This window comes from Brevibacillus daliensis (genome assembly GCF_021245735.1).
Classification (GTDB): Bacteria; Bacillota; Bacilli; order Brevibacillales; family Brevibacillaceae; genus Brevibacillus_B; species Brevibacillus_B daliensis.
Map to the genome: position 1 here is coordinate 23,583 of NZ_JAJISB010000004.1, position 22,121 is coordinate 45,703.

General features: G+C 40.1%; 19 protein-coding genes, 1 other RNA gene and 2 pseudogenes. 16 read left to right on the forward strand and 6 right to left on the reverse strand.

What is annotated here, in order from left to right:
* The first annotated feature begins 25 nt into the window (after nucleotides 1-25).
* Entirely contained in the window at nucleotides 26-559 is a 534-nt protein-coding gene (locus tag LM917_RS06000; RefSeq protein ID WP_232696592.1) for a DinB family protein, read from the forward strand.
* Between the two features lie 102 nt (nucleotides 560-661).
* Here LM917_RS06000 and LM917_RS06005 read toward each other — a convergent pair whose 3' ends face one another.
* Entirely contained in the window at nucleotides 662-1,069 is a 408-nt protein-coding gene (locus tag LM917_RS06005; protein WP_232696593.1) for a c-type cytochrome, read from the reverse strand.
* A gap of 411 nt (nucleotides 1,070-1,480) precedes the next feature.
* On the opposite strand from LM917_RS06005, the gene secG reads away from it, so the two are divergent.
* From secG to ltrA, 5 genes are all read left to right on the forward strand, one after another.
* A complete protein-coding gene (gene secG, locus LM917_RS06010) occupies nucleotides 1,481-1,717 on the forward strand; it encodes a preprotein translocase subunit SecG (RefSeq protein ID WP_232696594.1) in 237 nt (78 codons plus the stop codon).
* 305 nt (nucleotides 1,718-2,022) lie between these two features.
* Entirely contained in the window at nucleotides 2,023-4,533 is a 2,511-nt protein-coding gene (gene rnr / locus LM917_RS06015) for a ribonuclease R (protein ID WP_232696595.1), read from the forward strand.
* A gap of 66 nt (nucleotides 4,534-4,599) precedes the next feature.
* Nucleotides 4,600-5,073 carry an SsrA-binding protein SmpB gene (gene smpB, locus LM917_RS06020; protein WP_232696596.1) on the forward strand — a complete coding sequence of 158 codons (474 nt, stop codon included), beginning with the start codon at nucleotides 4,600-4,602 and terminating at the stop codon, nucleotides 5,071-5,073.
* A gap of 428 nt (nucleotides 5,074-5,501) precedes the next feature.
* Nucleotides 5,502-5,856, forward strand: a transfer-messenger RNA (tmRNA) gene (gene ssrA / locus LM917_RS06025).
* 604 nt (nucleotides 5,857-6,460) lie between these two features.
* A complete protein-coding gene (ltrA, locus tag LM917_RS06030; protein WP_232696597.1) occupies nucleotides 6,461-7,873 on the forward strand; it encodes a group II intron reverse transcriptase/maturase in 1,413 nt (470 codons plus the stop codon).
* A 184-nt stretch (nucleotides 7,874-8,057) separates the two neighbouring features.
* Here the strand turns inward: ltrA and LM917_RS06035 are convergent, their stop codons facing one another.
* The gene (locus LM917_RS06035) at nucleotides 8,058-8,741 is read right to left on the reverse strand and encodes a helix-turn-helix transcriptional regulator (RefSeq protein WP_232696598.1); all 684 of its coding nucleotides are present in this window, start codon (nucleotides 8,739-8,741) and stop codon (nucleotides 8,058-8,060) included.
* Between the two features lie 592 nt (nucleotides 8,742-9,333).
* Between LM917_RS06035 and sdaAB the strand changes: the two genes are divergently transcribed.
* From sdaAB to LM917_RS06055, 4 genes are all read left to right on the forward strand, one after another.
* Entirely contained in the window at nucleotides 9,334-10,032 is a 699-nt protein-coding gene (sdaAB, locus tag LM917_RS06040; RefSeq protein WP_232696599.1) for an L-serine ammonia-lyase, iron-sulfur-dependent subunit beta, read from the forward strand.
* 28 nt (nucleotides 10,033-10,060) lie between these two features.
* The gene (gene sdaAA / locus LM917_RS06045) at nucleotides 10,061-10,939 is read left to right on the forward strand and encodes an L-serine ammonia-lyase, iron-sulfur-dependent, subunit alpha (protein ID WP_232696600.1); all 879 of its coding nucleotides are present in this window, start codon (nucleotides 10,061-10,063) and stop codon (nucleotides 10,937-10,939) included.
* Between the two features lie 32 nt (nucleotides 10,940-10,971).
* Nucleotides 10,972-12,288, forward strand: coding sequence for an aromatic amino acid transport family protein (locus LM917_RS06050; RefSeq protein WP_232696601.1), 1,317 nt, complete (start codon nucleotides 10,972-10,974; stop codon nucleotides 12,286-12,288).
* 158 nt (nucleotides 12,289-12,446) lie between these two features.
* Nucleotides 12,447-12,746: a hypothetical protein gene (locus LM917_RS06055; protein WP_232696602.1), complete on the forward strand. Its 300-nt coding sequence runs from the start codon at nucleotides 12,447-12,449 to the stop codon at nucleotides 12,744-12,746.
* 715 nt (nucleotides 12,747-13,461) lie between these two features.
* Here the strand turns inward: LM917_RS06055 and LM917_RS06060 are convergent.
* Together LM917_RS06060 and LM917_RS06065 are read right to left on the reverse strand one after the other, a co-directional pair.
* A pseudogene (locus LM917_RS06060) lies at nucleotides 13,462-13,878 on the reverse strand (transposase); the annotation flags it as partial.
* 652 nt (nucleotides 13,879-14,530) lie between these two features.
* Entirely contained in the window at nucleotides 14,531-14,926 is a 396-nt protein-coding gene (locus LM917_RS06065) for a VOC family protein (protein ID WP_232696603.1), read from the reverse strand.
* A 569-nt stretch (nucleotides 14,927-15,495) separates the two neighbouring features.
* On the opposite strand from LM917_RS06065, the gene LM917_RS06070 reads away from it, so the two are divergent.
* The 4 genes from LM917_RS06070 (at nucleotide 15,496) to LM917_RS06085 (ending at nucleotide 19,395) form a co-directional block, all read left to right on the forward strand.
* Entirely contained in the window at nucleotides 15,496-16,614 is a 1,119-nt protein-coding gene (locus LM917_RS06070) for an acyltransferase family protein (protein WP_232696604.1), read from the forward strand.
* A gap of 422 nt (nucleotides 16,615-17,036) precedes the next feature.
* The gene (gene pssA, locus LM917_RS06075; protein WP_232696605.1) at nucleotides 17,037-17,528 is read left to right on the forward strand and encodes a CDP-diacylglycerol--serine O-phosphatidyltransferase; all 492 of its coding nucleotides are present in this window, start codon (nucleotides 17,037-17,039) and stop codon (nucleotides 17,526-17,528) included.
* A 534-nt stretch (nucleotides 17,529-18,062) separates the two neighbouring features.
* On the forward strand, nucleotides 18,063-18,647 hold the full coding sequence (locus tag LM917_RS06080) for a sigma-70 family RNA polymerase sigma factor (RefSeq protein WP_232696606.1): 585 nt from the start codon (nucleotides 18,063-18,065) through the stop codon (nucleotides 18,645-18,647).
* Entirely contained in the window at nucleotides 18,637-19,395 is a 759-nt protein-coding gene (locus LM917_RS06085) for a hypothetical protein (protein WP_232696607.1), read from the forward strand. Before LM917_RS06080 ends, LM917_RS06085 begins: the two co-directional genes overlap by 11 nt.
* A 312-nt stretch (nucleotides 19,396-19,707) precedes the next feature.
* On the opposite strand, the gene LM917_RS06090 is transcribed toward LM917_RS06085, so the two are convergent.
* A complete protein-coding gene (locus LM917_RS06090; RefSeq protein ID WP_309241942.1) occupies nucleotides 19,708-19,866 on the reverse strand; it encodes a helix-turn-helix domain-containing protein in 159 nt (52 codons plus the stop codon).
* A 150-nt stretch (nucleotides 19,867-20,016) separates the two neighbouring features.
* Here LM917_RS06090 and LM917_RS06095 point away from each other — a divergent pair, with 150 nt between their 5' ends.
* Complete coding sequence (locus LM917_RS06095; protein ID WP_232696609.1) at nucleotides 20,017-20,247, forward strand: glycine zipper domain-containing protein; 231 nt, start codon at nucleotides 20,017-20,019, stop codon at nucleotides 20,245-20,247.
* A gap of 470 nt (nucleotides 20,248-20,717) precedes the next feature.
* Here LM917_RS06095 and LM917_RS06100 read toward each other — a convergent pair.
* Nucleotides 20,718-20,897, reverse strand: a pseudogene (locus LM917_RS06100) (GntR family transcriptional regulator); the annotation flags it as partial.
* A 130-nt stretch (nucleotides 20,898-21,027) separates the two neighbouring features.
* Between LM917_RS06100 and LM917_RS06105 the strand changes: the two are divergent.
* Entirely contained in the window at nucleotides 21,028-21,900 is an 873-nt protein-coding gene (locus tag LM917_RS06105; RefSeq protein ID WP_232696610.1) for an ROK family protein, read from the forward strand.
* Nucleotides 21,901-22,121 lie beyond the last annotated feature (221 nt).

Consider the following 22,121-nt stretch of genomic DNA (forward strand, 5'->3'; position numbering starts at 1 on the left):
TCAAATAGAAAAGGAGCAGTGGTTTATGAATACGAAGGTAGTTTTACAACAGTTTGAGGTCGTAGTAACGGATTATTTAGAAGCTTTGGAGAGCTATGACTGGGAACGTCTTACATACAAACCAAGCGCAGGGGAGTGGTCTTTGGGCCAGATGTACATGCATCTTATCCAATCTGCACTTTACATGCAACTGCGCAATGTGGAACTTTGTATGATACAGAACAAGGAAGATCCGAATGTTCATTACTCAGGAGAAAAAACAGAGCAGGGTAAGCGCGTTTATGCTCAGGGGAGTTTTCCGCCGATTCAAATTCAAGTTCCAGCTTCACCTGAGTATACGCCAGCAGAGCCTGAAAGCAAGGAGCAAATCCGAAAAGGGCTTGAGAAGGTGTTAGAAAGAATGCGAGATTTAGAACCGAAGCTACATGAAGGTACACATGACAGTAAAATTCAACATCCAGGACTAGGGTTTTTACATGCCAAAGAGTGGTACGCTTTGGTCGAAATGCATTTTCGCCATCATTTCCTTCAGAAAACAAGGCTAGAACAAATGTCGTAACACACAAAAAAAGCTCTGCCAGTCCTTAGGACCAACAGAGCTTTTTGACTCTATAAACAATCGGTTTTTCATAGTAGTTTTAATGTTGGAATAGTGAGTTTTTTATTTCTTTTCAGATAACCATTTAGCTACTGCAGCTACTTCTTTCGGATTATTAATTAGTCCAGGAGGCATTATACCTCTACCTTCTTTAATAACTTTACTAATGTCATCAGCACTTAATTTAGATCCAATATTAGCTAGAGCAGGACCAGACATACCTTCTAGATTTTGACCGTGACAGGCAATACAGCTTTTTTGAACGAGTTGTTCTGCGTTAATTTCAGCAGTTGCTCCTCCGCCTGCACCGCCGCTAGCTTCACCTGTGTCGTGTTTTGGTGGATAGAATATTGTGGCTACAACGAAGAGTATGAAAATTAAAAACAATAGACCGAAAGAAAAACCAAATGCTTTCGCCGAGTCAATAATGTCATTTTGATTCATGTCTTTCTTGAATTTTGAACCAGCCATGCGAGAGGAACCTCCTAGTATAAGAATAATACCTGTAATGAAACCTACTTGCATTGTAAGGGAAAATTATAACAGTTGCAACAAAACGGACACACCAAAAGTAATTGTACACAATTCTGACAATATTTCGAAAGTGACTTATATTAACAGGATTTTTAAATACTTGGAAAAAGAGTAGGTAAAATCAAGGAGGCGAATGGATGATAAGGAAAATTATACCATAAAAAGTGCGAATATATTCATTTTTCTAGTATAGATGTTTTTTTGGTTGCATATATAGGTCTGGAATGTAAAGGAAGTGTATGGGAAGTAGGGTAATCTAAGTTGTTGTTCAGATCTAGTTGTGGTAAAGTATAGATTATGGACAATGATGGGTTCGCGTACTGACATTGTATTGAGGTGAAAGAGAAAATGGCATTAGTTGCAAAGATCATTTTAGTAATCTCAGCGATTGCCTTGATTATCGCTGTGCTACTGCAGTCAGGTAAAAGCCCTGGATTAGGCGGAGTTATTGGCGGCGGTAATGAACAGATGGTAGGAAAACAAAAAGCAAGAGGTATGGATGCAGTATTGAACAAAGTAACAGTAGTTTTTGCTGTTTTGTTTATGGTATCTGCAGTATTGCTTGCATTCTTCCTACAAGGGTAAATTGAATTGAGTATAAAGACAGCGGATGTTACATCGGCTGTCTTTTTTTCTTGATGAATGGAAGCTTTCATTTCTATTAGATTTTACGAAGTACGTAGATGTGCCATTAATGGGCTCATTAATTCAGAAATTCTAGCTTTACTATTCTATTCTCCTACATAATTCACAGGATATCTATTTTTCTTTGGTACAAACAAAGAGAAAATAGGTAATTTTTCATAAGATTAGTACACTATATGATAAAGATGTTTTTCCATGTCGATATCGTGGCATACTATAGATAATCATAAAAAAGGAGCAAACAGATGAAAGAAATCGATATTCTTTCCTTTATGCGGGAACAAGTTTATCATCCGATGACAATAAATGAACTGGAAGAGGCATTCAGTCTCTCAGGTTCGAATGAGTTCAAGGACCTGGTAAAAACCCTTAATCAATTAGAAACTCGCGGTGAAATTATTCGAACACGTACCAATCGGTATGGGGTACCAGAAAAGATGAATCTGATTCGAGGTAGATTACAAAACCATCCCAAAGGTTTTGGCTTTGTAATTGCGGAAGCAGAAGGTCTTGATGATGTGTATGTACACGCTAATGATATGAACGGAGCCATGCATGGTGATACCGTTCTGGTTCGTGTAGAAAAAGAAATGAATGGAAACCGTCTGGAAGGGCGGATTATTCGTGTTTGTGAACGCAGTTCGAGTACGATAGTAGGTACGTATCAGGATGAGAATTTTTATGGTTTTGTGATTCCAGATGACAAGCGTATTGGCAAGGATATTTTTATTCCAAAAGAAGCTAACAATGGGGCAGCAGATGGCCATAAAGTAGTAGTGAAAATTGTGAAGTTCCCTGAGGGCAGAGGTAATCCAGAAGGAGAGGTTGTAGAGATTCTGGGCCATAAAAATGATCCAGGAGTAGATATTCTCTCAATAATCCGTAAGTATAACTTGCCCGAAGGCTTTCCTGCCGATGTAATGGAAGAGGCGGAAACTGTGCCGGATCAAATTTCGGAAGATGAGATAAAAGATCGACGTGACTTACGTGATCGCATGATGGTCACCATTGATGGCGCAGATGCGAAGGACCTTGATGACGCGGTATCCTTGGAACGTCTGGAAAACGGTAATATTCGACTGGGCGTACATATCGCTGACGTTAGTTACTATGTGAAGCACAAGTCGTCACTCGATCAGGAAGCGTACCGTCGGGGAAACAGTGTATACCTCGTAGATCGGGTTATTCCCATGATTCCTCATCGCCTCTCCAATGGGATTTGTAGCTTGAATCCACAGGTAGACCGGTTGACGATTTCCAGTGATATGGAGATGGACGCCGGCGGGAATGTGGTAGATCATGATATTTTCCTAAGTGTGATTCGTACGAATGAACGTATGACTTACGCTGATGTACGCAGTATTTTGGAAGATCAGGATGAACAGCTGCTTGAAAAATATAAAGAGCTAGTCCCAATGTTTGAAGATATGAAAGAGCTATGCCTGAAACTGCGCAATAAGCGTATGAAGCGTGGCGCGATCGATTTTGATTTCCGTGAAGCCAAGATTTATGTAAATGAAGAAGGCGAACCGACTAATATTGGATTCCGTACTCGCACCATAGCGGAACAAATCATTGAGGAATTCATGCTGGCTGCCAACGAAACGGTTGCCGAGCATTTTCACAGACTGCATCGTCCGTTTATTTATCGCATCCATGATGATCCGAAGGAAGAGAAGCTACAGAATTTCATGGAGTTCATTACCAACTTCGGCTACTCGGTTCGAGGAAAAGGAAATTCGGTTCATCCACGTGCCTTGCAGCAGCTTTTAGAAGAAGTAAAAGGAACGCCGGAAGAGATTATTATCAGCACGGTATTGCTTCGTTCCATGAAGCAAGCGAAGTACGATGCGGAGAGTCTGGGACACTTTGGGCTGTCCACCGATTTTTACACGCACTTCACTTCTCCAATTCGCAGATATCCTGACCTGATCGTGCATCGAATGATCCGTCTGTGGCTAGAGAAAAAAGTGCTTGATCCTAAAGAAGAAGCCTACTGGACAGAAGAGATGCCGATTATTGCGGAACATACATCTCATAGAGAACGAGTAGCAGTAGATGCAGAACGTGAGACAGACGATCTGAAGAAAGCAGAATATATGCTTCAACATATCGGCGAAGAGTTCGAGGGTGTAATCTCTAGTGTTACTTCCTTTGGTATCTTCGTGGAACTGCCTAACACAATCGAGGGCTTGGTCCACGTCAGCTATATGACAGACGACTATTATAACTACCACGAAAAGATGTATGCCATGATTGGTGAGCGTACGGGTAAACAGTACCGCATTGGTGATGAGGTACTTGTTCGGGTAGCGAATGTAAATGTAGATGAACACACGATTGATTTTGAGATAGTGGGTATGAAAAAACCAAGCGAAATCCGGTTAGGCAATACGCGCGGCTCACGGGTAATCGAAGGTGGCCGTGGGCGTAATGATCAACGTGCCGGTCGAGACCGAGATAACGGTAACCGCGGACAAAAGAGATCCAAAGCAACGAAAGATACAGGGTTCGGTGCTGGTAAACGCAAACGCTCGGAACGCGGTGATTCTCGTGGTGGAGCAGGGGATGGTTCCCGTGGAGCTGGTGAAAAATCAGGAAATGGTGGTCGCAAGGTGAGCATTCCTGAATCTGGTGGTCAAGGTAGTGAGGAGACCGTGAGCAACAAACAGAAAGGCTTCTGGGAAGATTACGTTGGAGCTAAGAAAAAGAAGAAGAAATCTGTGGCTAAATCAGCTAAGCGCAAGCGTAAGTAATTGCCTGAATGCTTCATTTTTGCTATACTAGGATGTACGATTTCTTGCGAAGATGAGGTGATTTCCGTGACCGTTTCAAAAAAAGGAACCAAGACCGTAGCACAGAACAAAAAAGCAAGACATGACTATCACATTGAAGAAGTGATAGAAACAGGAATTGCCCTTACTGGAACGGAAATCAAGTCGATTCGGGGAGGACGCGTACAGCTTAAAGACAGTTTTGCTAAGGTAACAGATGGGGAGCTTATCTTGTACAACGTGCATATCAGCCCGTATGAACAAGGGAACCGCTTTAACCATGAACCTGAACGCAATCGTACACTGTTGGTGAAGCGTCTGGAGATCTTGAAGCTGAACAGTTTGGTTCGTGAACAGGGCTACTCGCTTGTACCTCTTAGTATCTATCTGAAAAACGGATGGGCTAAGGTGGAACTGGCACTCGTTCGTGGTAAGAAAAACTACGATAAGAGAGAAGACCTGAAGAAGAAGGATGCTCAGCGTGAAGTGGAGCGTGCTCTACGTGATCGGCAGAAGTATTAGTTTCTAAGGATTATGCCATTTTCTTCATATATAGCTATATTTTCGGTTCTGTAACGTTGAAGGCGAGTAATATTGGAAAAGGTCGGGATACTTCCATTCTATTTCCTCTGTTACCAAGATGCTTCATTGAGAACTGAATGTGGTTATGATAATATATAGCTATAACAAGTTGGTAATACACTGTGGTCTACAGGTGCACATATTAACACTCTTTTCATCATCTTAGTATCGTGTAGAACTGAGATGGGTAAAGCGCCTCGGAGTTGAACAGGCGACCGATTGGATCCCGGTCGTCTGTTCTGTCTCTGAAAGTCACAAGCTTGTTATTGAGGATTACTGGTTGTTTTAGAAAGTATTGTTTTACAAGATGTAATTTTTGGTGGTATAACTTCATAGTTTTACTTTCTACTTGCTCTAATTTCTATCCTGGGGGCGTTTTGGATTCGACGGGGATGGTAGAGCATGAGAAGCGAGCCGGGGGGCTGCGGACCTCGTCATCAACGCGGATAGCCATTAACTGGCAACAAACAACTTTCTCTAGCTGCCTAATCTCAGCTAGGTGCTACCACTCCATCGCCCATGTGGCGTGACTAGCACTCAAACTTAGTGGGATACGCCTAAGGCTTCCGTCTGGAGCTGATGGAAGAAGATCAATCAGACTAGGTAGCGGGTCAGCGCGTCACTCCGCGAATCCACTACCGAAATTTAAATGAGTGACTGCGCTCGGAGATGCTCATGTATCGCTGTTTTCGGACGGGGGTTCGAATCCCCCCGCCTCCATCAAGAAAAGCCCGACCTAATGCGGTTTGGGCTTTTTTAATGCCTGAAATTGTAGACGACTAGTAGACAAGGGTCTTTAATGAACTGGATTTCCGTAAATCTTGTAGACAACATTTGTATAGTGTGTCGAACTCCTCCAAGTAAATCGAGTAGTTTAAAAAAATGGTGACCAGTTATGGTCACCTTTTTGTTGTGTGCCACGCATGGCGATTAACTAGGTGGTGAAAGTCCACTGTGGGGGTTTGTAGTTACCAACCACTAGCCAAGAGCAAGGGTGTCCATCGTGAGATGGAATCTGAAGGAAGCTGGAGGAAGCTGGAGGCAAAACTCCGACCCAAGGAACACGAACATCATTAGGCATAGGCTTATGGGATGAGCTTGCAACACAAAGCGAAGTCCAATCAACTACACGGACATACCAATGTAAATGATGTGGGTACATGGAGGGAAAGTGAATCGTCTTACCGCGGGAGGTCTCATGGACGTGAGGAGATCCACTTCAAATCACGGTTGAAACAAGATTTACCATGAGAAGTCAGCAGAAGCCATAGTACTTCATGTAGTCGACGACATGAGGGAAGGGTTGAACCTTAGGAGGTGTTAGTCAATGAATGCTACCAACACAGGAGTAAAGGGCAGCCAACTTCCAACGGAAGGCTCCACGCAGATAGATAGTGCGGAACACGAAGGGTATGCGGGAGCGCACAGTCCTGTAAGGATAGCTGAAAACAACAACACCAACGCAAACGAGTCGAGGAAGGGCTTGCTTGAAGAAATCGTGAGCAGAGACAATATGAACCAAGCGTTCAAGAGAGTCAAAGCGAACAAATGCTCTCACGGGATTGATGGGATGACAGTAGATGAACTTCTACAATATCTCAAAGAAAACGGAAAAACCATCAGGCAAGCCATTCTGGATGGGAAGCACCGTCCAAATCCCGTTCGAAGGGTAGAAATACCGAAAGAGAACGGAAAGAGAAGAAATCTTGGAATCCCAACCGTTGTGGATCGAGTGATACAACAGGCAATAGCCCAAGTACTCACACCCCTTTACGAGGAACAGTTTTCAGTGAACAGCTACGGTTTCCGCCCCAAGCGGAGTGCACATGACGCTATTCGAAAGAGCCAGCGCAACATACAGGAAGGGTACAAATATGTGGTCGACATGGACCTGGAGAAATACTTCGATACGGTGAATCAAAGTAAGCTGGTCGAGGTATTATCGAGAACCATCAAAGATGGACGAGTCATCTCACTCATACACAAGTACCTGAAAGCTGGGGTTGTCATGAAACACCACTTTGAAGAAACAGAAGTCGGTGTGCCGCAGGGTGGCAACTTGAGTCCAATTCTCAGCAATATCATGCTAAACGAGCTGGATAAGGAACTGGAGAAGCGAGGACATAGATTTGTGCGTTATGCGGATGACCTTCTCATCTTCTGCAAAAGCAAAAGAAGTGCCGAAAGGGCACTAGAAAACATAATCCCTTTCATCGAAAAGAAACTGTTTCTTCGAATCAATCGGGAGAAAACGGTGGTAGATGAGGCGAGAAGAGTCAAATTTCTTGGATTCTCATTTTATCAGCATAAAGAAGAAACGAGAATCAGAATTCATCCAAAATCCATTGTAAAGATGAAAACTAGAGTAAAGGAACTCACATCGAGAAGCAATGGAATAGGAAATGCAGAAAGAGCGGAGAAACTGAGACGCTATATTATGGGGTGGGTAAATTACTTCAAAATAGCGGATATGAAGAAACTACTCCAATCTACGGATGAATGGATGAGAAGAAGGATTTGCATGGTCTACTGGAAACAGTGGAAACGAGTGAAGACAAGGTTTGAGCAATTGAAAACACTCGGAGTCCACAAACAGAAAGCATGGGAATACGCAAACACAAGAAAGAGCTATTGGAGAACATCCAATAGCCCTATCCTCGCTACATCCCTCGGCAATAATACCCTCAAAGGATTAGGATTCCTCTACTTTTCAGATTATTATCGACAAGTAACTGCGTGAACTAAGGAACCGCCGTATACCGGACGGTACGTACGATGGTGTGGGAGGTCGGCTACTCAACTAATGGGTAGCCTCCTACCCGATTATGATTTGGTTCATAATTGTGTATGCGATATGATCGGGAAATTTGTTCGAATTATTTTTGATTTTAAACCCAAGTTCATTTCCAATAGAGTAATGGATATTACCTGGGTCTAAGTAGCTTGCCTTCGTCCCGTGATATCATTTGAAGATAACGATAGACACTTGATTCAGATATTCCCATTATTTCAGCAACTTCATTTATTGTACCTTTAATATCAAATACCCCAAATTCCTTTAATTTGGAAATAGCGAGTTTCTTTTGTTCAGGTGATAATTGAGCACCAGATTCTAATATATCTTTATCTATTACTGTATAAATGATATTACGAACATTATCAGTAAGTTTTTCAACAGGTTGTTCCTGATTAGTATTCTTTTCGATATGCTTTATATCTAAACTTAGATTAGCCAACTCTAAAACATCCATTGCGACTTTCCTATAGGCATCGGCATCAAAGTTTATACAAAAAAGGCCCTGTAATTGACCTTCATGATCTTTAATAAATAAAGTAGATGAACGAAATTTTTTACTTTTTGGTCCTTCTCCAACATAATTTACAACATGATCCTTATATAAATATTCTTTTTCATTGATTAACTTTTTTGCATAGTTAGTTAATGGGCCATTTAAAGATCTTCCACTTAATTCTCCATTGACTATATGACCGATATGAGAACCTCCATTAGGATTTAAAACATGTAATACAAATTCATAATTAGGTCCTAAAATTTCCCCGAAATAATTCATTATATTTTTATAGTGTCGAAATAGTTCATTATCCAATTTAGTATTCCTCCTTCGACGTAGTATTTTCCTTTTCAAGTCAACATCGTCAGTATTAAAAGTTAAATTCACTGTGAAACTTGTTCCGTTTAAAAAAATTATAACAGAGTTTGGTAACATTCCAAGACACAAAAAATATATTCTTATTATTATTAAAGTAATTTATTATCAACGCGTTGACAGCATGACTTAGCTTGTGATATTTTGAACATGTAATAAAAAATAGTTACTGTAATAAATTTTTATAAAATTTGATCAACATCTCAGAGGAGGTTCCTACAATCGCGGGAGTCAGTGGTTTAATGTAGGCATTTGAGTTTAAAGCACCTATGAAAAAACATTAAATGCTCTTTCTGGAGCAGCTTGCGTAACCTTCTGATCTGAGGCCTTACTAAATTACGCTAAAGGTGGTGTATATGTAATAGAATTTATTACTGCTATTAATGAAAGCCCTTACACCAAGGGGGGGATTTGGTAATAATTCCACTGTTGCTATTGAACTTCTTACTCAAGCAGACATTATCGTAGCTAATCCGGTTCCCAAATTGATAATTCTAGTAATTGGTATGGTAACAATGAGGAGGAATTTTATATGAGTATAACCGTAGTACCTATTAAAGAAAAAAAGGTAGTAAGTTACAAAAGTTGTTTTGATGTGATTGGACCGATTATGATAGGTCCATCCAGTTCGCATACTGCAGGTGCCTTAGCTATTGGATCAGTTGCTAATAAATTATTCCAAGGCCTTCCCAAAAAAATTGTGGTAAAGTATTACGAATCATTTGCTGAAACCCATAAAGGACACGGAACTGATTTTGCAATCATTGCTGGTATATTAGGATTTGCCTCTGATGATACTAGAGTGCCTAGTGCTATTGAAATAGCAGAATCTAAAGGAATTGACATTACCTTTATAGAAAAAGCGGGTAATAGTCCTGCAGGTCATCCGAATACTGCTGATGTATATATGGAGGATGAAAGTCGAAGTATTAGAACATTGGGTATTTCTATTGGTGGTGGATTAATTGAAGTCAAACATATTGAAATTGACGGGTTTAGCTTAAATTTTGAAGGGCCATTGCCGATTATTATAGCAATTTCCGAAAGAAATGACCTTGAATTTGGTTTGCGCAGGGTTTTTAAAGAAAATAATGTCGAAATTAACTACTTAAATTGTTTAGAAAAAGGCGGAAAGTATTTATATGAATTTGCTTTGGATTCACAATTACCTAGTGATATTCAGAAGAAATTGGCTGTTTTTGGCAGCGTAGCTAATGTCATTATACTCTAATTATAACTAGGGAGGTGATAAAATTTTTATGTACATGACCATAAAAGAAATTGTAGATGCAGCTAATAAAAGACAAAAGTCGATTTATGAATTAGCAATCGAGCAGGAAATAGAACAATCGAAAACTTCTTATGAAGAAGTTTGGAGTAAAATGGAAAAAAATTTAGTGTGCATGGAAAACGCTATAAAGAAAAGCATTGAGGGCAACGGAGTATTTTCTCCAACAGGATTAACCGGAGGAGATGCTGTTAAAATAAAAAAATATCGTGAAAGTGCAAAAGTCCTTTCTGGAGATTTGATGGTGTTCGGGGTCCAAAATGCTATCGGTGTTAATGAGGTAAATGCTGCGTTAGGGGTTATTTGTGCAACTCCAACAGCAGGCGCGAGTGGTACGATCCCGGGAGTACTATTTAGTATTAAAGATACGCTCCAGTTAAGTCATGAAGAAATGGTCCATTTTCTATTCACTACATCTTTATTAGGAATGATAGTAGCAAATAACGCTTGTATTGCTGGAGCATTAGGGGGATGTCAAGCTGAAGTAGGCAGTGCCTCGGCAATGGCAGCTGCAGCAGCGGTGGAAGCTGCTGGGGGAACACCACAGCAATCTTCTGAGGCCTTCTCAACCGCACTACAAAATTTACTCGGTTTAGTTTGTGATCCGGTTGCAGGTTTGGTAGAAATTCCTTGTGTAAAGAGAAATGCCATTGGAACGTCCAATGCTTTAGTAGCAGCGGATATTGCATTAGCAGGCGTAACGAATATCATCAATGCTGACGAAGTCATTGAAGCGATGTATAGAGTAGGGAGACAGATGCCTCGCGAATTAAGAGAGACAGGTCTAGGCGGAGTTGCAGCCACACCCACAGGAGTTGCTATTAAAAATAAAATATTTGGAGAAAAGTAATAAGATTTAAGTATACAAGGAGGAATTATAATATGCATGGAAATACAGCTAAAAAAATTGATGTACAAGCTGAAAATACCGCAGAAGAAAATGGAAAATTTCTAGACCCTAAAAAATGGCATAAACAAGATACCACCTGGGCATTGAGCCTTTTTGGAACAGCGATTGGAGCAGGAGTACTCTTTTTACCAATTAATGCAGGTGCAGGAGGTTTAATATCATTACTCCTCATTACCATACTTTCATTTCCAATCATGTTCTATTCGCATAGGGCGCTAGCTAAAATGATATACGCTTCTGATTCTGCTGATGAGGGAATCACAGGTACGATTAGAGAGTATTTTGGAAATAAGGCAAGTAAAATTTTTAACCTAGTATTTTTCATCTCAATTTATGTGATCGTGCTGATGTATTCAGTTGCACTAACAAATACTGCAAGTAGTTTTATGGTGAATCAATTGGGCATGAATGAGCCACCAAGAGCAATTTTATCGCTTGTATTGGTACTTGGTCTTATAGTTATACTGAATTTTGGTCAAGATATTACTGTAAAGGTAATGAGCATGCTTGTATATCCTTTTATCGCTTCTCTGCTTTTTATCGCAATATCTTTAATTCCATATTGGAATACGGCGATTTTTAGTTCTGCAAGTATTTCTACTGCTTCACCATGGAGTTATTTCGGAAGGATATGGTTGATTTTGCCCATCATAGTATTTTCGTTTAATCATTCTCCTATTATTTCGTCTTTTGTTATCAAACAGAGGGCAACCTATGGAATCGAAGCTACTGATGCCAAATGTGGCCAAATACAAAAAGTCTGTTATATTCTAACTTTTACTGTTGTCATGTTCTTTGTTTGGAGCAGTGTCATGAGTTTGACTCCAAATGATCTAGTAATGGCAAAAGAACAGAATTTGTCAATCCTTTCCTATCTTGCTAATGAGCTTAATTCGCCAATACTCGCTATTGCAGGTCCTATCATTGCTTTTGTGGCCGTAACAAAGTCCTTTCTTGGCCATTATGTAGGAGCATACGAGGTAATGCGTGACATGATTGTAGAGTCTAGTAGAGCGCGCGGAAAAGACGTTAATGAAAAAACAATTAAGACAACGATCCTTGTTTTTGTCGTATTAACATGCTGGCTTACTGCTTATACAAATCCAAGCATTCTTGGAATTATCGATAGCCTCAGCGGACCTTTAGTTGCTGCTATTTTATGTCTATTACCAATGTATGCGATCCGTAAAATTCCTGTACTAGCTAAATACAGAGGGAAACTGAGCAATGCGTTTGTCATTATTGTGGGCGTGCTCACTGTCCTAGCAAGTATTAAATCATTGTTCTAATTAAATTGAAGCCCAAATCTGCTGATGGTCTTGCTACACATCGCTCATCCAAAATTGGAATGAGGACAGCAAGACTGATTAAGTGAAATTAAGAACATAATAAATATATGAACAGGGTTTTCAAATAAGTCGAATGTTCGGCTATTGGATACCCTTTTTTGTGCGCAGTAATATGGAAGCGGAACAGAGCGGTTTATCAAGAGAGACCGCTTATTGAAAAAATGTCAGATCAACTGACGGTTATGGAGGAGGCTGTCCGTAGAGGAACTCATAATCCAGTGATTTCTCGTACTGGTTTAACCGTTGGAGATGGAAATGATTTTCATGATTATACCAAAAAAGGAACTCCTTTGTCAATTCTACAACCTTTCTTGTCACAGCAAATGCATCAGGAACCTTCATACATTTGCCGAATTACTCATTCGAACGTATATTCCCGCTCAGACCATGTGGGCTGAAACAGCGGGTAACGAACAATTGTCTCAGAATGTTCTCTCTGATGACTGTTCCTTGTATTGCTTCCAACTCCTTGATTTGGAATACTTCACGGGCTTTGCCACATCAAGTTGCCCCCTATTTTTTTCAATGAGGACGGGATCGCGTTCTCAACTTCCACCCAGACAATTTTTTTGTTGCCCGCTTGACAAGCACGAATTCTAATCCTTACAATCAGTTCAAACATAAACAAACAAATTCCCCCATAGATGGCGTAGAAGAGGACAAGTAGAATCAGGCTCTGATGCAAGAACGCCGTCCCGTGAGCTGAAAGGACGGTCATTACCCTTATTCGAATATCACCTCTGAGCTTTGTCTGCGAACGACACAATGGTGTAGCAGTAGTGGACAACGACATGGTTCTCGTTACGGAACCGAAGTCTGAACTGGCGATCTGTCAGGGACGATCCTCTTTAGTCTGCCTTTTGCAAAAAGGGTAGAGAAGCTGAGTGGTACCGCGATACTCTCGCCTCAGCAACCAATCGGTCGAACATTGGATGAATTTCATTGTCACCGCATGGTTGTGTGAGGCGGGAGTTTTTTATTTGAGCACTTTGCATAATTGTCCTTTTTTCAAAAGCTCAAAAGGAACACTTGGGTTTCTAGCGTAAAACCTGGTTTTCGTGTGAGATTATCATGAAAATGGGCAGACCTGCAGAATTTTCACAATGATCTTTTTTAAGCTGCTTCTCTTTTGGTTTGACGAGTGGTAGCAAGTGCGGAAGCTAACAAGACGATCGCATTCAGATACTGGTGTGTGGTCACCTTCTTTATGCTCCAAACATGCAAAGCGTCTGCGGTTAAATATGTTTTCATTCTAGAATTGCATCGCTCGACACTGGTTCTTTCGTTGTATAGTTCTTTCCAACGTTTCGTGTCTCGATGTGGGTTGCTATATCTGCGTAGATCATCTCTCACATCGATCTTGAGGACCATCCCATAGTTGGAGGAGGAGCAAGCTGCCATGCCAAGTGGACAATCCACTTTGCCTATTGCATGAGGACAACGAAATTTCAGCTGATCACCGTCTGCTCCCCAATAGGTCATTGGAAACCCCATGGAACAGCATGGCGTTCCGTTCGACGCTATCCCGGCAAGCGACAGGTGTGATCACGTATTTGATTGTCATGATCGCATGGGTAATCCCAGTTTTTTTTTCCATGAGTTGAGATGTTTTTAAGTCAGAGCGACGCAACAAGGCCATGCTGAAATGGTATATCATCCTTGGGAATGTCGTAGCGATTGGCTTGGCCATTTATCTTTCGGTTTCGGTATTCTGATTTCGAATGGATCTTCTTTGCACGGAGGAGCATTTTCGGACTAATTGATTTATCTAATACGCCATCTCTGCCTCATCCAAGCTCCGTCAAATTGTGAAATTTTCGGACGGGAATTCATTTTTAAAGAAACTGTATGATCCGGCTTTGCGGGATTTGTCTCTGGTTCGGCCAGTTCGATTTTTGGAGGAGCGCTTTTGATAAAAGGTGAGCAGGATTTGATTTGTGGGGAAGGGGTCATCACAATGGAGTCCTTCAATTAGCTGAATGAAAAGGATCGTGGATTTGAACTGCCACGACCCGCCTCCATAAAAGTACTGAATTAATGAGAAATCCAACAGACTTAATCTGTTGGATTTCTCATTTTTCATTTTTGAAGGCAATTTTTTTATTTTGATTTTACTTTAGTGAAGGAAAGTCCGCATTAGGACTGGGTTTTACGATGTGGAAAAGGATATATAAAGTAAAGTCTATTTTGCATTCTCATCTGGTTGATGAATACCAAAAATATTGCCTTCTGTGTCTAAATAATAGCCTTGCCACGCCATACCAGGAAGGGCGTACTTAGGCAATGCGACCTTGCCTCCATGATTAAGAATTTTTGCTTCAGTAGAATCATAGTCCTCTACTCCCATTGTACATGCATAGCCATTCAAAAGCTGGCCTGGTTCCGGGGAAGGTCCTTGGCGTTGCATCAAAGCTCCGTTAATTCCAGGTTCATTTGTAACGCCCGTCACAGCTCCAAAATAAGGCATACCAGCATAACTGCTCCAATCCTCAAATGTCCATCCGAATACCTCTCCATAAAACTTCTTGGCACGCTCCATGTCATCGACATGAATCTCAAAATGAATTAATCTGCTCATAATTACCTCCTGCGTGTTGGCTATCGTTTTCCCTTAATTATGTTTTTTCATTGGATTTTCCTGCTTTAGTATTAAAAATACGTGATAAATTATACATTTTCATAATATAGTCTGTAGTTACGGTTTCATTTAGGGGTACAGTAACGAAAATTGCTGCTGATTGGGTATCATCTATATATGGAACGTAAATACGCGGCAGAGTTTACGGTCGATATTACAAATGAGTTATGTGCTTTTGAAGAAGTATGCTCTGGCTCTAGGAGATACTGCGAAGAAGGGCTTTCTTAGGTGACATTAAATCTGTGACTACACCCGTAGAAGCATGTGTTACGTTATCTTCGGACAGGGGTTCGAATCCCCACTGCCTCCATCAATAAGTGAAACCCCAAACGCGAGAGGTTGGGGTTTTTGCTACATATACATCAAAATTTGGAGTCTTAATAAAATTTTCAAATAACTCTAATGTTTTTAAATGGTACAGGTACAACATAATTCTATAATCATATAAGTACGGTCCTTTTCTTATTTCATGGTATAATATGTAAATAGTAGAAGGGGGCTTATTTAGAATGTATCAGAGGCTAGCATACTTAGATAGCTTGCGAGTGTTTCTAACCATACTGCTTATTGTGTTTCATACTTCTATTGCTTATGGAGCAGCTGGGTCTTGGATTTTAGAGGACGTGGATAAAAGTCAGGTTAATGTAACTATGGTTCTTCTAACGATCTTTACAGCTGTATGCCAATCTTTTTTTATGGGGCTTTTCTTTTTTATTTCTTCTTTTTTTATTCCGACATCGTATGAGAGAAAAGGAAGTATCAGGTTTCTAAGGGATAGGCTTGTGCGCTTAGGTATTCCCCTTCTCTTTTATTACTTTGTAATCGGTCCGATGACTGTATGGTTTGCAAAATTTCGAAATAAACAAACTATCATTCAGTTTTACAATGACAATGTTTGGAGTTTTCGTGAGACATTCTTTGGTCCTACTTGGTTTTTAGAAGCCTCCATTTACTTCGCATTGCTATATATGCTATTTCGATTTGTTACAAAAAATAGGCTCGAACAAAAGAAATCCATTCCGTTTCCTAGTGGTAAGACATTGTTTATAGTAGCGGCTGTTGTCGGTTTCACTGCTTTCTTAGTGCGTATGGTTTATCCCACCGGCGAGGGACCTTTGGAATTGCAGCTTGGATACTTTCCTTCCTACATACTGCTGTTTATTGCGGGGATCATAGCACAAAGGCAAGCATGGCTGGATAAAATTCCGGAGAAATTGCAACAAACTTGGAAATGGATCGCAATTTGTATGATTCCCATAATGCCTCTTGGACTTATACTAACTGGAGGATTAGATGGACACATTAATTTTGAGGGTGGTTTAAACTTACAGGCATTCATCTACGCGATGTGGGAGCCATTCGTCTGTTTAGGAATTATTTTATCTCTGCTTTCTTGGTTCCAAAAACGATTAAATACCATAAGTGTTTTTTCTAAATGGTTATCGGAAAATGCCTATACAGTCTATTTGATACACCCGCCGATTATCGTAGCATGGACACTTGCTCTTCGTGGAATTGATTTGCCTGCGATAATTAAATGGATTCTCGTATCGGCCCTTTCTGTCGTAATTTGTTTTGTTGTTGCAAGAATGATCCGAATGTTACCATACGCAAAACGGGTGCTTTGATGAAGCAAACGACTGTAGAATCATACCTCTTCACCCGCAAAGGCGTATGAATCTCTAATTAACCTCTTCCAACATCCGAATCATAACGCTCCGGCGAATTGTGGTTTTGCACAGCCACGACCCGCCTCCACCATACATATGCGAGGCAACCACCTGATGAAGGTGGTTTTTTTGTTTTATCAGGAAGTTTACATACCAATTACCAATAATAATGTAACACATGAATGATCCTATTCTAAAGAAATCATCAGGAATATGTGATCCGAAAAAGTGAATGTATCTAATTCAACATCATGATAAATATACAAACGAACATTTATGACCGCTATCCCCACAATGAATACTCTAATGCGTATTAGATACAATAACTATGAGATACAATTCATTCTTGGATTTTATAGTTGTGGAAAGGTGGACTTATATTGTCCTCTCGATTTGTCAAATGGCTACCTAATTTATTTACAATGGGAAATTTAATAAGCGGTCTATTCTCGATTACTTTTACGATGAATGGTTATTCGCGAATGGCGGCCCTTCTTATTTTTTTAGCCGCTTTTCTCGATTTATTCGACGGGAGAATTGCAAGAAAATTGAAAGTGAATAGTGAGCTGGGAGTTCAATTGGACTCACTCGCAGATGTGGTCAGTTTCGGGATTGCCCCCGCTTTGCTTTTCCACACACTATCCCCGCATTCTTTGCTAACCTCACTTGCATTTGTTCTTTATCCGGCAATGGGAGCCTTACGATTAGCGAGATTTAGCACGAAACCGACAATCGGGTACTTTATGGGTATTCCCATTACTCTCTCAGGACTTATCATGGCAGGTATGGGGTTATTTCTCTACAGCAATTCTTTCGTAACAATTTTGCTCGCTATATTGATGGTAAGCCCAATACGCATTAAAAAATTTTAAAGAGATTAAGGTTTTGACTTAATCTGTTGAAACAAACCGTATTCTTATATAAGACTGGACTGTTCTAAAGACCAAGTGACATCACGTAGGGGCTTAAGCAGATGATGTAAAAGATATTCATATTGAAATATAGGTACTTTGAATGTCCCAGCAATTTAATCTGGAATTTCAAAGTGCCTCTTTTTTATGCAGATACACCCATCTGAATCGCCCATTTGTTTTTTTATCTCGATAACAATTTCACGAAAAAATATTGATTACATCAACTACTTTTGGGTTCTGGCTTGATGAAAGTCCAATTCTCTTTCAAATTGAAATTTTAGCTCAGAAGTGGACAAGGCGAAAGTAGATAAACCTTCAATGAAGAAATTGAAGGGAAGCATTACTATTCGAGTCCTTAGTAGAAAATAAAAATGATAGACTTGTTAATACAATACTCCTTCTTCCGTATTAACTATCGTAAAACTTATCAAAACAAATTGCGCAATTTGTTGAGTTTTAAAAAATGTAATCATTGAAGGGAGGGAAAGTAGAGTGGAGAGTGTCAAAGTGAGCACTACAATTTGCCAATACAAAACAAGCGATATCCATAATGGAATCATGTCGACAGAAAAATTTGCCCAAATATACGATGTGTACTATAGGCGTGTCTATAAGTATATTTACTATCGAATTAACAATCACTATACGGCAGAAGAGATATGCAGCCATGTATTTGAAGTGGTGATTTCAAAATATTATAGCTTCTCCCCGGACAAATCAAAATTTGAAGTATGGTTGTTTGCTATCGCACGAAATACCGTTACTGATTATTTCCGCTCACAGAAAAAAAGAGTGAAATTTTCATTGGATTCCATTTTGAACATTATTCAGCCAAAATCATCCCCCGAAGAAATTGTGATCCGAGGTGAAAATAATCAAGCCTTATTTAAAGCGATTGCAAAGCTGAGTGACAAAGAACGCAATATCATTGCAATGAAATTTGGAGCATGCTTGAAAAATACGGAAATAGCAGACCTATTTGGTGTCAGTGATTCAAATATCGGTGTCGTTCTCTACAGATGTTTAAAAAAACTGCACAAAGAATTGGAAAAGGGAGGATTTCAGTATGAAGAATAAGCAAGATATAGATGAATTTCGTGACGTAACAAACTTACTTACAAATGTAGAGCTAGATGACACAGCTTCTAAAGACAAAATTTTTAATCGTTTAAAATTTAAAATGGAAACAGGAACAATTCAACCAAAGTATACGAAAACGGAGGGTATCTATATGAAAAAAAACAAGTGGAAGTCTATCACAGTTAGTGCCGTTATTGTGGGTTTACTATTCAGTACATTCTCGACTACATCATTTGCGCAAGGAATGCTCCAATCCATCCTGGCACGTTTCCAGGTTGGAAATATGGAAATTACGCAATACGATAAAGAGATACCAGTAAACCAAATAGAACTGAAAGAACAAGGAAGCGAAATCGAAATAACTCAAGGAGAAACACCTCCGCAAATGACATTGGAAGAAGCACGTGTAGCTATGGGAATCGATTTTCCGGCGTCGACATGGCTGTCGGATCATTATCAATACGAAAATAGTGTGATTCATAGCGACAGTGCGGTTGAGGTGCAATATAAGAAAGAAGGAGAGTTTATCTCATTGTTGATTTCACGTGGTGGAGAAAACGGTATCAGCACCACAGAAGAGGTCAAAACAGAGACAATCGGCGGCAAAAAGGTCTATTTTGCAAATGGAACTGTACTTTGGGAATACGAAGGATTCACCTATGAATTGTTCCAGATGGCAGAAGAGAATTTTAATACAGATGCACTTAGTAACATAATCAATTCATTGTCAACAGAAAACAAATAATCTCAAGTGCTGGGCCTACCCATCCTTTGCGGTGCATATGGGAATGTGGAATGGGGAAAATAAATACGTAAAACATCAAGCCACCTGATGAAGGTGGCTTGATGTTTTCATGAAAACGTAATTGAAATATTTTAAGGGAAATCATATGTTTGAAAAGTTCCCCATCTTAGCAGAAACAATTTGGTTTGTCTCGGGAATCATTCTCCCTAGCCCTATCCTGGTTACCAAGATTTTTCATACAATTCCTCCTCGAATTAGGATTTGTACTTATAGTAACGGTCTCTTGAAAGGTTTTCCGTGACAAAGTCACAGTTAATGGTTATCGAGGATTTGAAACAGGGGGGTACGGTCCAAAATTTGTATCTGGGACCTACGCAATAAGATGATTTTCTTTTTTGCGAAGTCTTTTAAAGAGCGGCTAATAACCTCTCTAGCTGTTCCTAATTCTACAGCCAATTGTTCATAAGTTATTTTCTTTTTGGTGAAGAGTTAAGTCTTGGAAGTCTTCATGGTAATGGATTAATTTGAGAATCCTTTCAGACCAGTTAGGGCAAGATATGTATTGGAACTGTGCTGGTTAAGTAGCAGCCTTTCCAATCACAAAATGAAGGAGTGAGACGGATGGCTAATAATAACGACCGCAATAAAAACGATCGCAACATGAGCAACGCAACTGACGTTGACACTGGAGAAGCTGTAGGAACCGTGGGTGGTGGTGCAGCAGGCGCTGTCGTGGGTTCCATGTTGGGTCCAATTGGCACCGTTGTAGGTGGAGCCGTAGGAGCAGCGTTAGGCAACCAAGCGGGCGAGAGTGTTGAAGGTAACAACGGCGACGCGGACGAAACAGAATAAACTGTTGTTAGCACAATCTACTAATGATGAAAAGCAGGGCGTTGGGGAAACCTGGGCCCTATAACGAATGAATGGGAGATTCCAACAGACTTTATCTGTTGGGTCTCCCATTTTTCACTTTTGATTAGAACTATTTCATGGATTGAAGTTATTCATCAATAAGTGACCAGTTATCTTCATGCATTCAAAATGTCATACGTGGCTCCTCATCTCTGATCTCAGCTTTTTGAGAGTACCGAGGTAAATCCGTTATATCAAGATTTCTTTACTAGCAACCCGTTTAAATTAAGTGAAAGGCTGTGTAAAGCTTTGGACAAGCCGATCGGAATTACGAATCAGCATAAGGGGGAGTTAAAGGAATGAAGTATGTATTTCCAAACGGCAACCATTCAGGGGTGTTTCATGCTTAAATCATACCTGGCAGCATCCGGTCTAAAAAGAGAAAACCACAAGTAAGACGAAACATAAAATATATGACGCGAACGAATAATTTTGTAGATATACTCATCCTCAATCCCCAGTTTGTCTGCTATCTCTTTTCATGGTTTTTCAATAGAAAAAAGTATTATTTTTGATGTGATATTGTGTTTCCCTACCTTATTTACTAACCCCGCAGTGGGACCTAAAGCAAAGGCGCCACCATTTGTAGAAACCCCTTGCGTCGCGAGTTTTCTAAACTATAATAATTTGAGGGGTCTTTAAGTTATCTTAAAGACCCTTCTTTGAGTGAATGTCCCGGGCTAAAGTCCAATTATATTGTGAAAATAGGGAGGGGTTTATGTGTTAGGTGCAATTGAAGCTGGAGGAACGAAATTTGTCTGTGCTGTCGGAGATGAAATGGGCAAAATAATAGATAGAATTCAGATTCCAACGACAAATCCTGAGGATACCATTCCGAGAGTGATTGCCTTTTTTAACCAATATGGTATTAAAGCCATTGGGATTGGTTCGTTTGGACCGATTGATGTAAATCCGGAAAGTCCTACATACGGTTATATTACTTCTACACCTAAAACTGGGTGGAAGGATTATCCGTTTGTCCAAACAATCAAAGATGCATTTCCTGTTCCAGTTGGGTTCAATACTGATGTGAATGCTGCAGCATTAGGAGAAGCAACCTTTGGTGCAGCAAAAGGCTTGGATAGCTGTTTGTATATAACGGTTGGAACAGGCATTGGTGCAGGAGCGGTTGTGCAAGGTAAACTCCTTCAGGGGCTATCGCATCCGGAAATGGGGCATACCCTTGTTAGACGTCATCCGAATGATGAGTATCAGGGGAAGTGCTCGTATCACCATGATTGCTTAGAAGGACTTGCCTCAGGTCCCGCCATTGAAGAACGCTGGGCTGATAAAGGGGTTAACCTAACTGAACGATCTGAAGTGTGGGATCTAGAAGGATACTATATAGCTCAGGCTCTCATGCAATATGTATTAATCCTCTCACCGAAAAAAATTATACTTGGCGGTGGAGTCATGAACCAAATACAGATATTCCCGTATATTTATAAATATTTGCTAGAGTTGATCAACAATTATGTTTCCTTACCAGATCTTAGTGATTATATTGTAAGGCCTGGTTTAGGGGATAATGCCGGAGTAATTGGTTCCCTTTTGCTTGCAAAACAAGCACTTCAGGAAGAAATCAACAGGTAGAACGTACATCTGGAGGTAATCGTTTCACATACGCCGAAAAGCCTGTTTTTTGATTTTTTCAAGCAGGCTTTTTTATTTTTGGAAAATCAGTGTAAAAGTTACATGATTTCTCCATCTCTCTAGATTGTCGTTAGTTGAATGAGTGAGTAAACACGAGGAAACATTAATTTGTAGCGGGAGGTCTTACAAGAAAAATTTCACTTGTTAATTATGATGATAAG

Coding starts and splice junctions, on each gene's coding strand:
- LM917_RS06005 (WP_232696593.1), bottom strand. CDS start 1,069: ATGGCTGGTTCAAAATTCAAGAAAGACATGAATCAAAATGACATTATT.
- sdaAA (WP_232696600.1), top strand. CDS start 10,061: ATGTACATGACCATAAAAGAAATTGTAGATGCAGCTAATAAAAGACAA.
- secG (WP_232696594.1), top strand. CDS start 1,481: ATGGCATTAGTTGCAAAGATCATTTTAGTAATCTCAGCGATTGCCTTG.
- sdaAB (WP_232696599.1), top strand. CDS start 9,334: ATGAGTATAACCGTAGTACCTATTAAAGAAAAAAAGGTAGTAAGTTAC.
- LM917_RS06070 (WP_232696604.1), top strand. CDS start 15,496: ATGTATCAGAGGCTAGCATACTTAGATAGCTTGCGAGTGTTTCTAACC.
- LM917_RS06050 (WP_232696601.1), top strand. CDS start 10,972: ATGCATGGAAATACAGCTAAAAAAATTGATGTACAAGCTGAAAATACC.
- ltrA (WP_232696597.1), top strand. CDS start 6,461: ATGAATGCTACCAACACAGGAGTAAAGGGCAGCCAACTTCCAACGGAA.
- rnr (WP_232696595.1), top strand. CDS start 2,023: ATGAAAGAAATCGATATTCTTTCCTTTATGCGGGAACAAGTTTATCAT.
- LM917_RS06085 (WP_232696607.1), top strand. CDS start 18,637: ATGAAGAATAAGCAAGATATAGATGAATTTCGTGACGTAACAAACTTA.
- LM917_RS06000 (WP_232696592.1), top strand. CDS start 26: ATGAATACGAAGGTAGTTTTACAACAGTTTGAGGTCGTAGTAACGGAT.
- LM917_RS06065 (WP_232696603.1), bottom strand. CDS start 14,926: ATGAGCAGATTAATTCATTTTGAGATTCATGTCGATGACATGGAGCGT.
- LM917_RS06095 (WP_232696609.1), top strand. CDS start 20,017: ATGGCTAATAATAACGACCGCAATAAAAACGATCGCAACATGAGCAAC.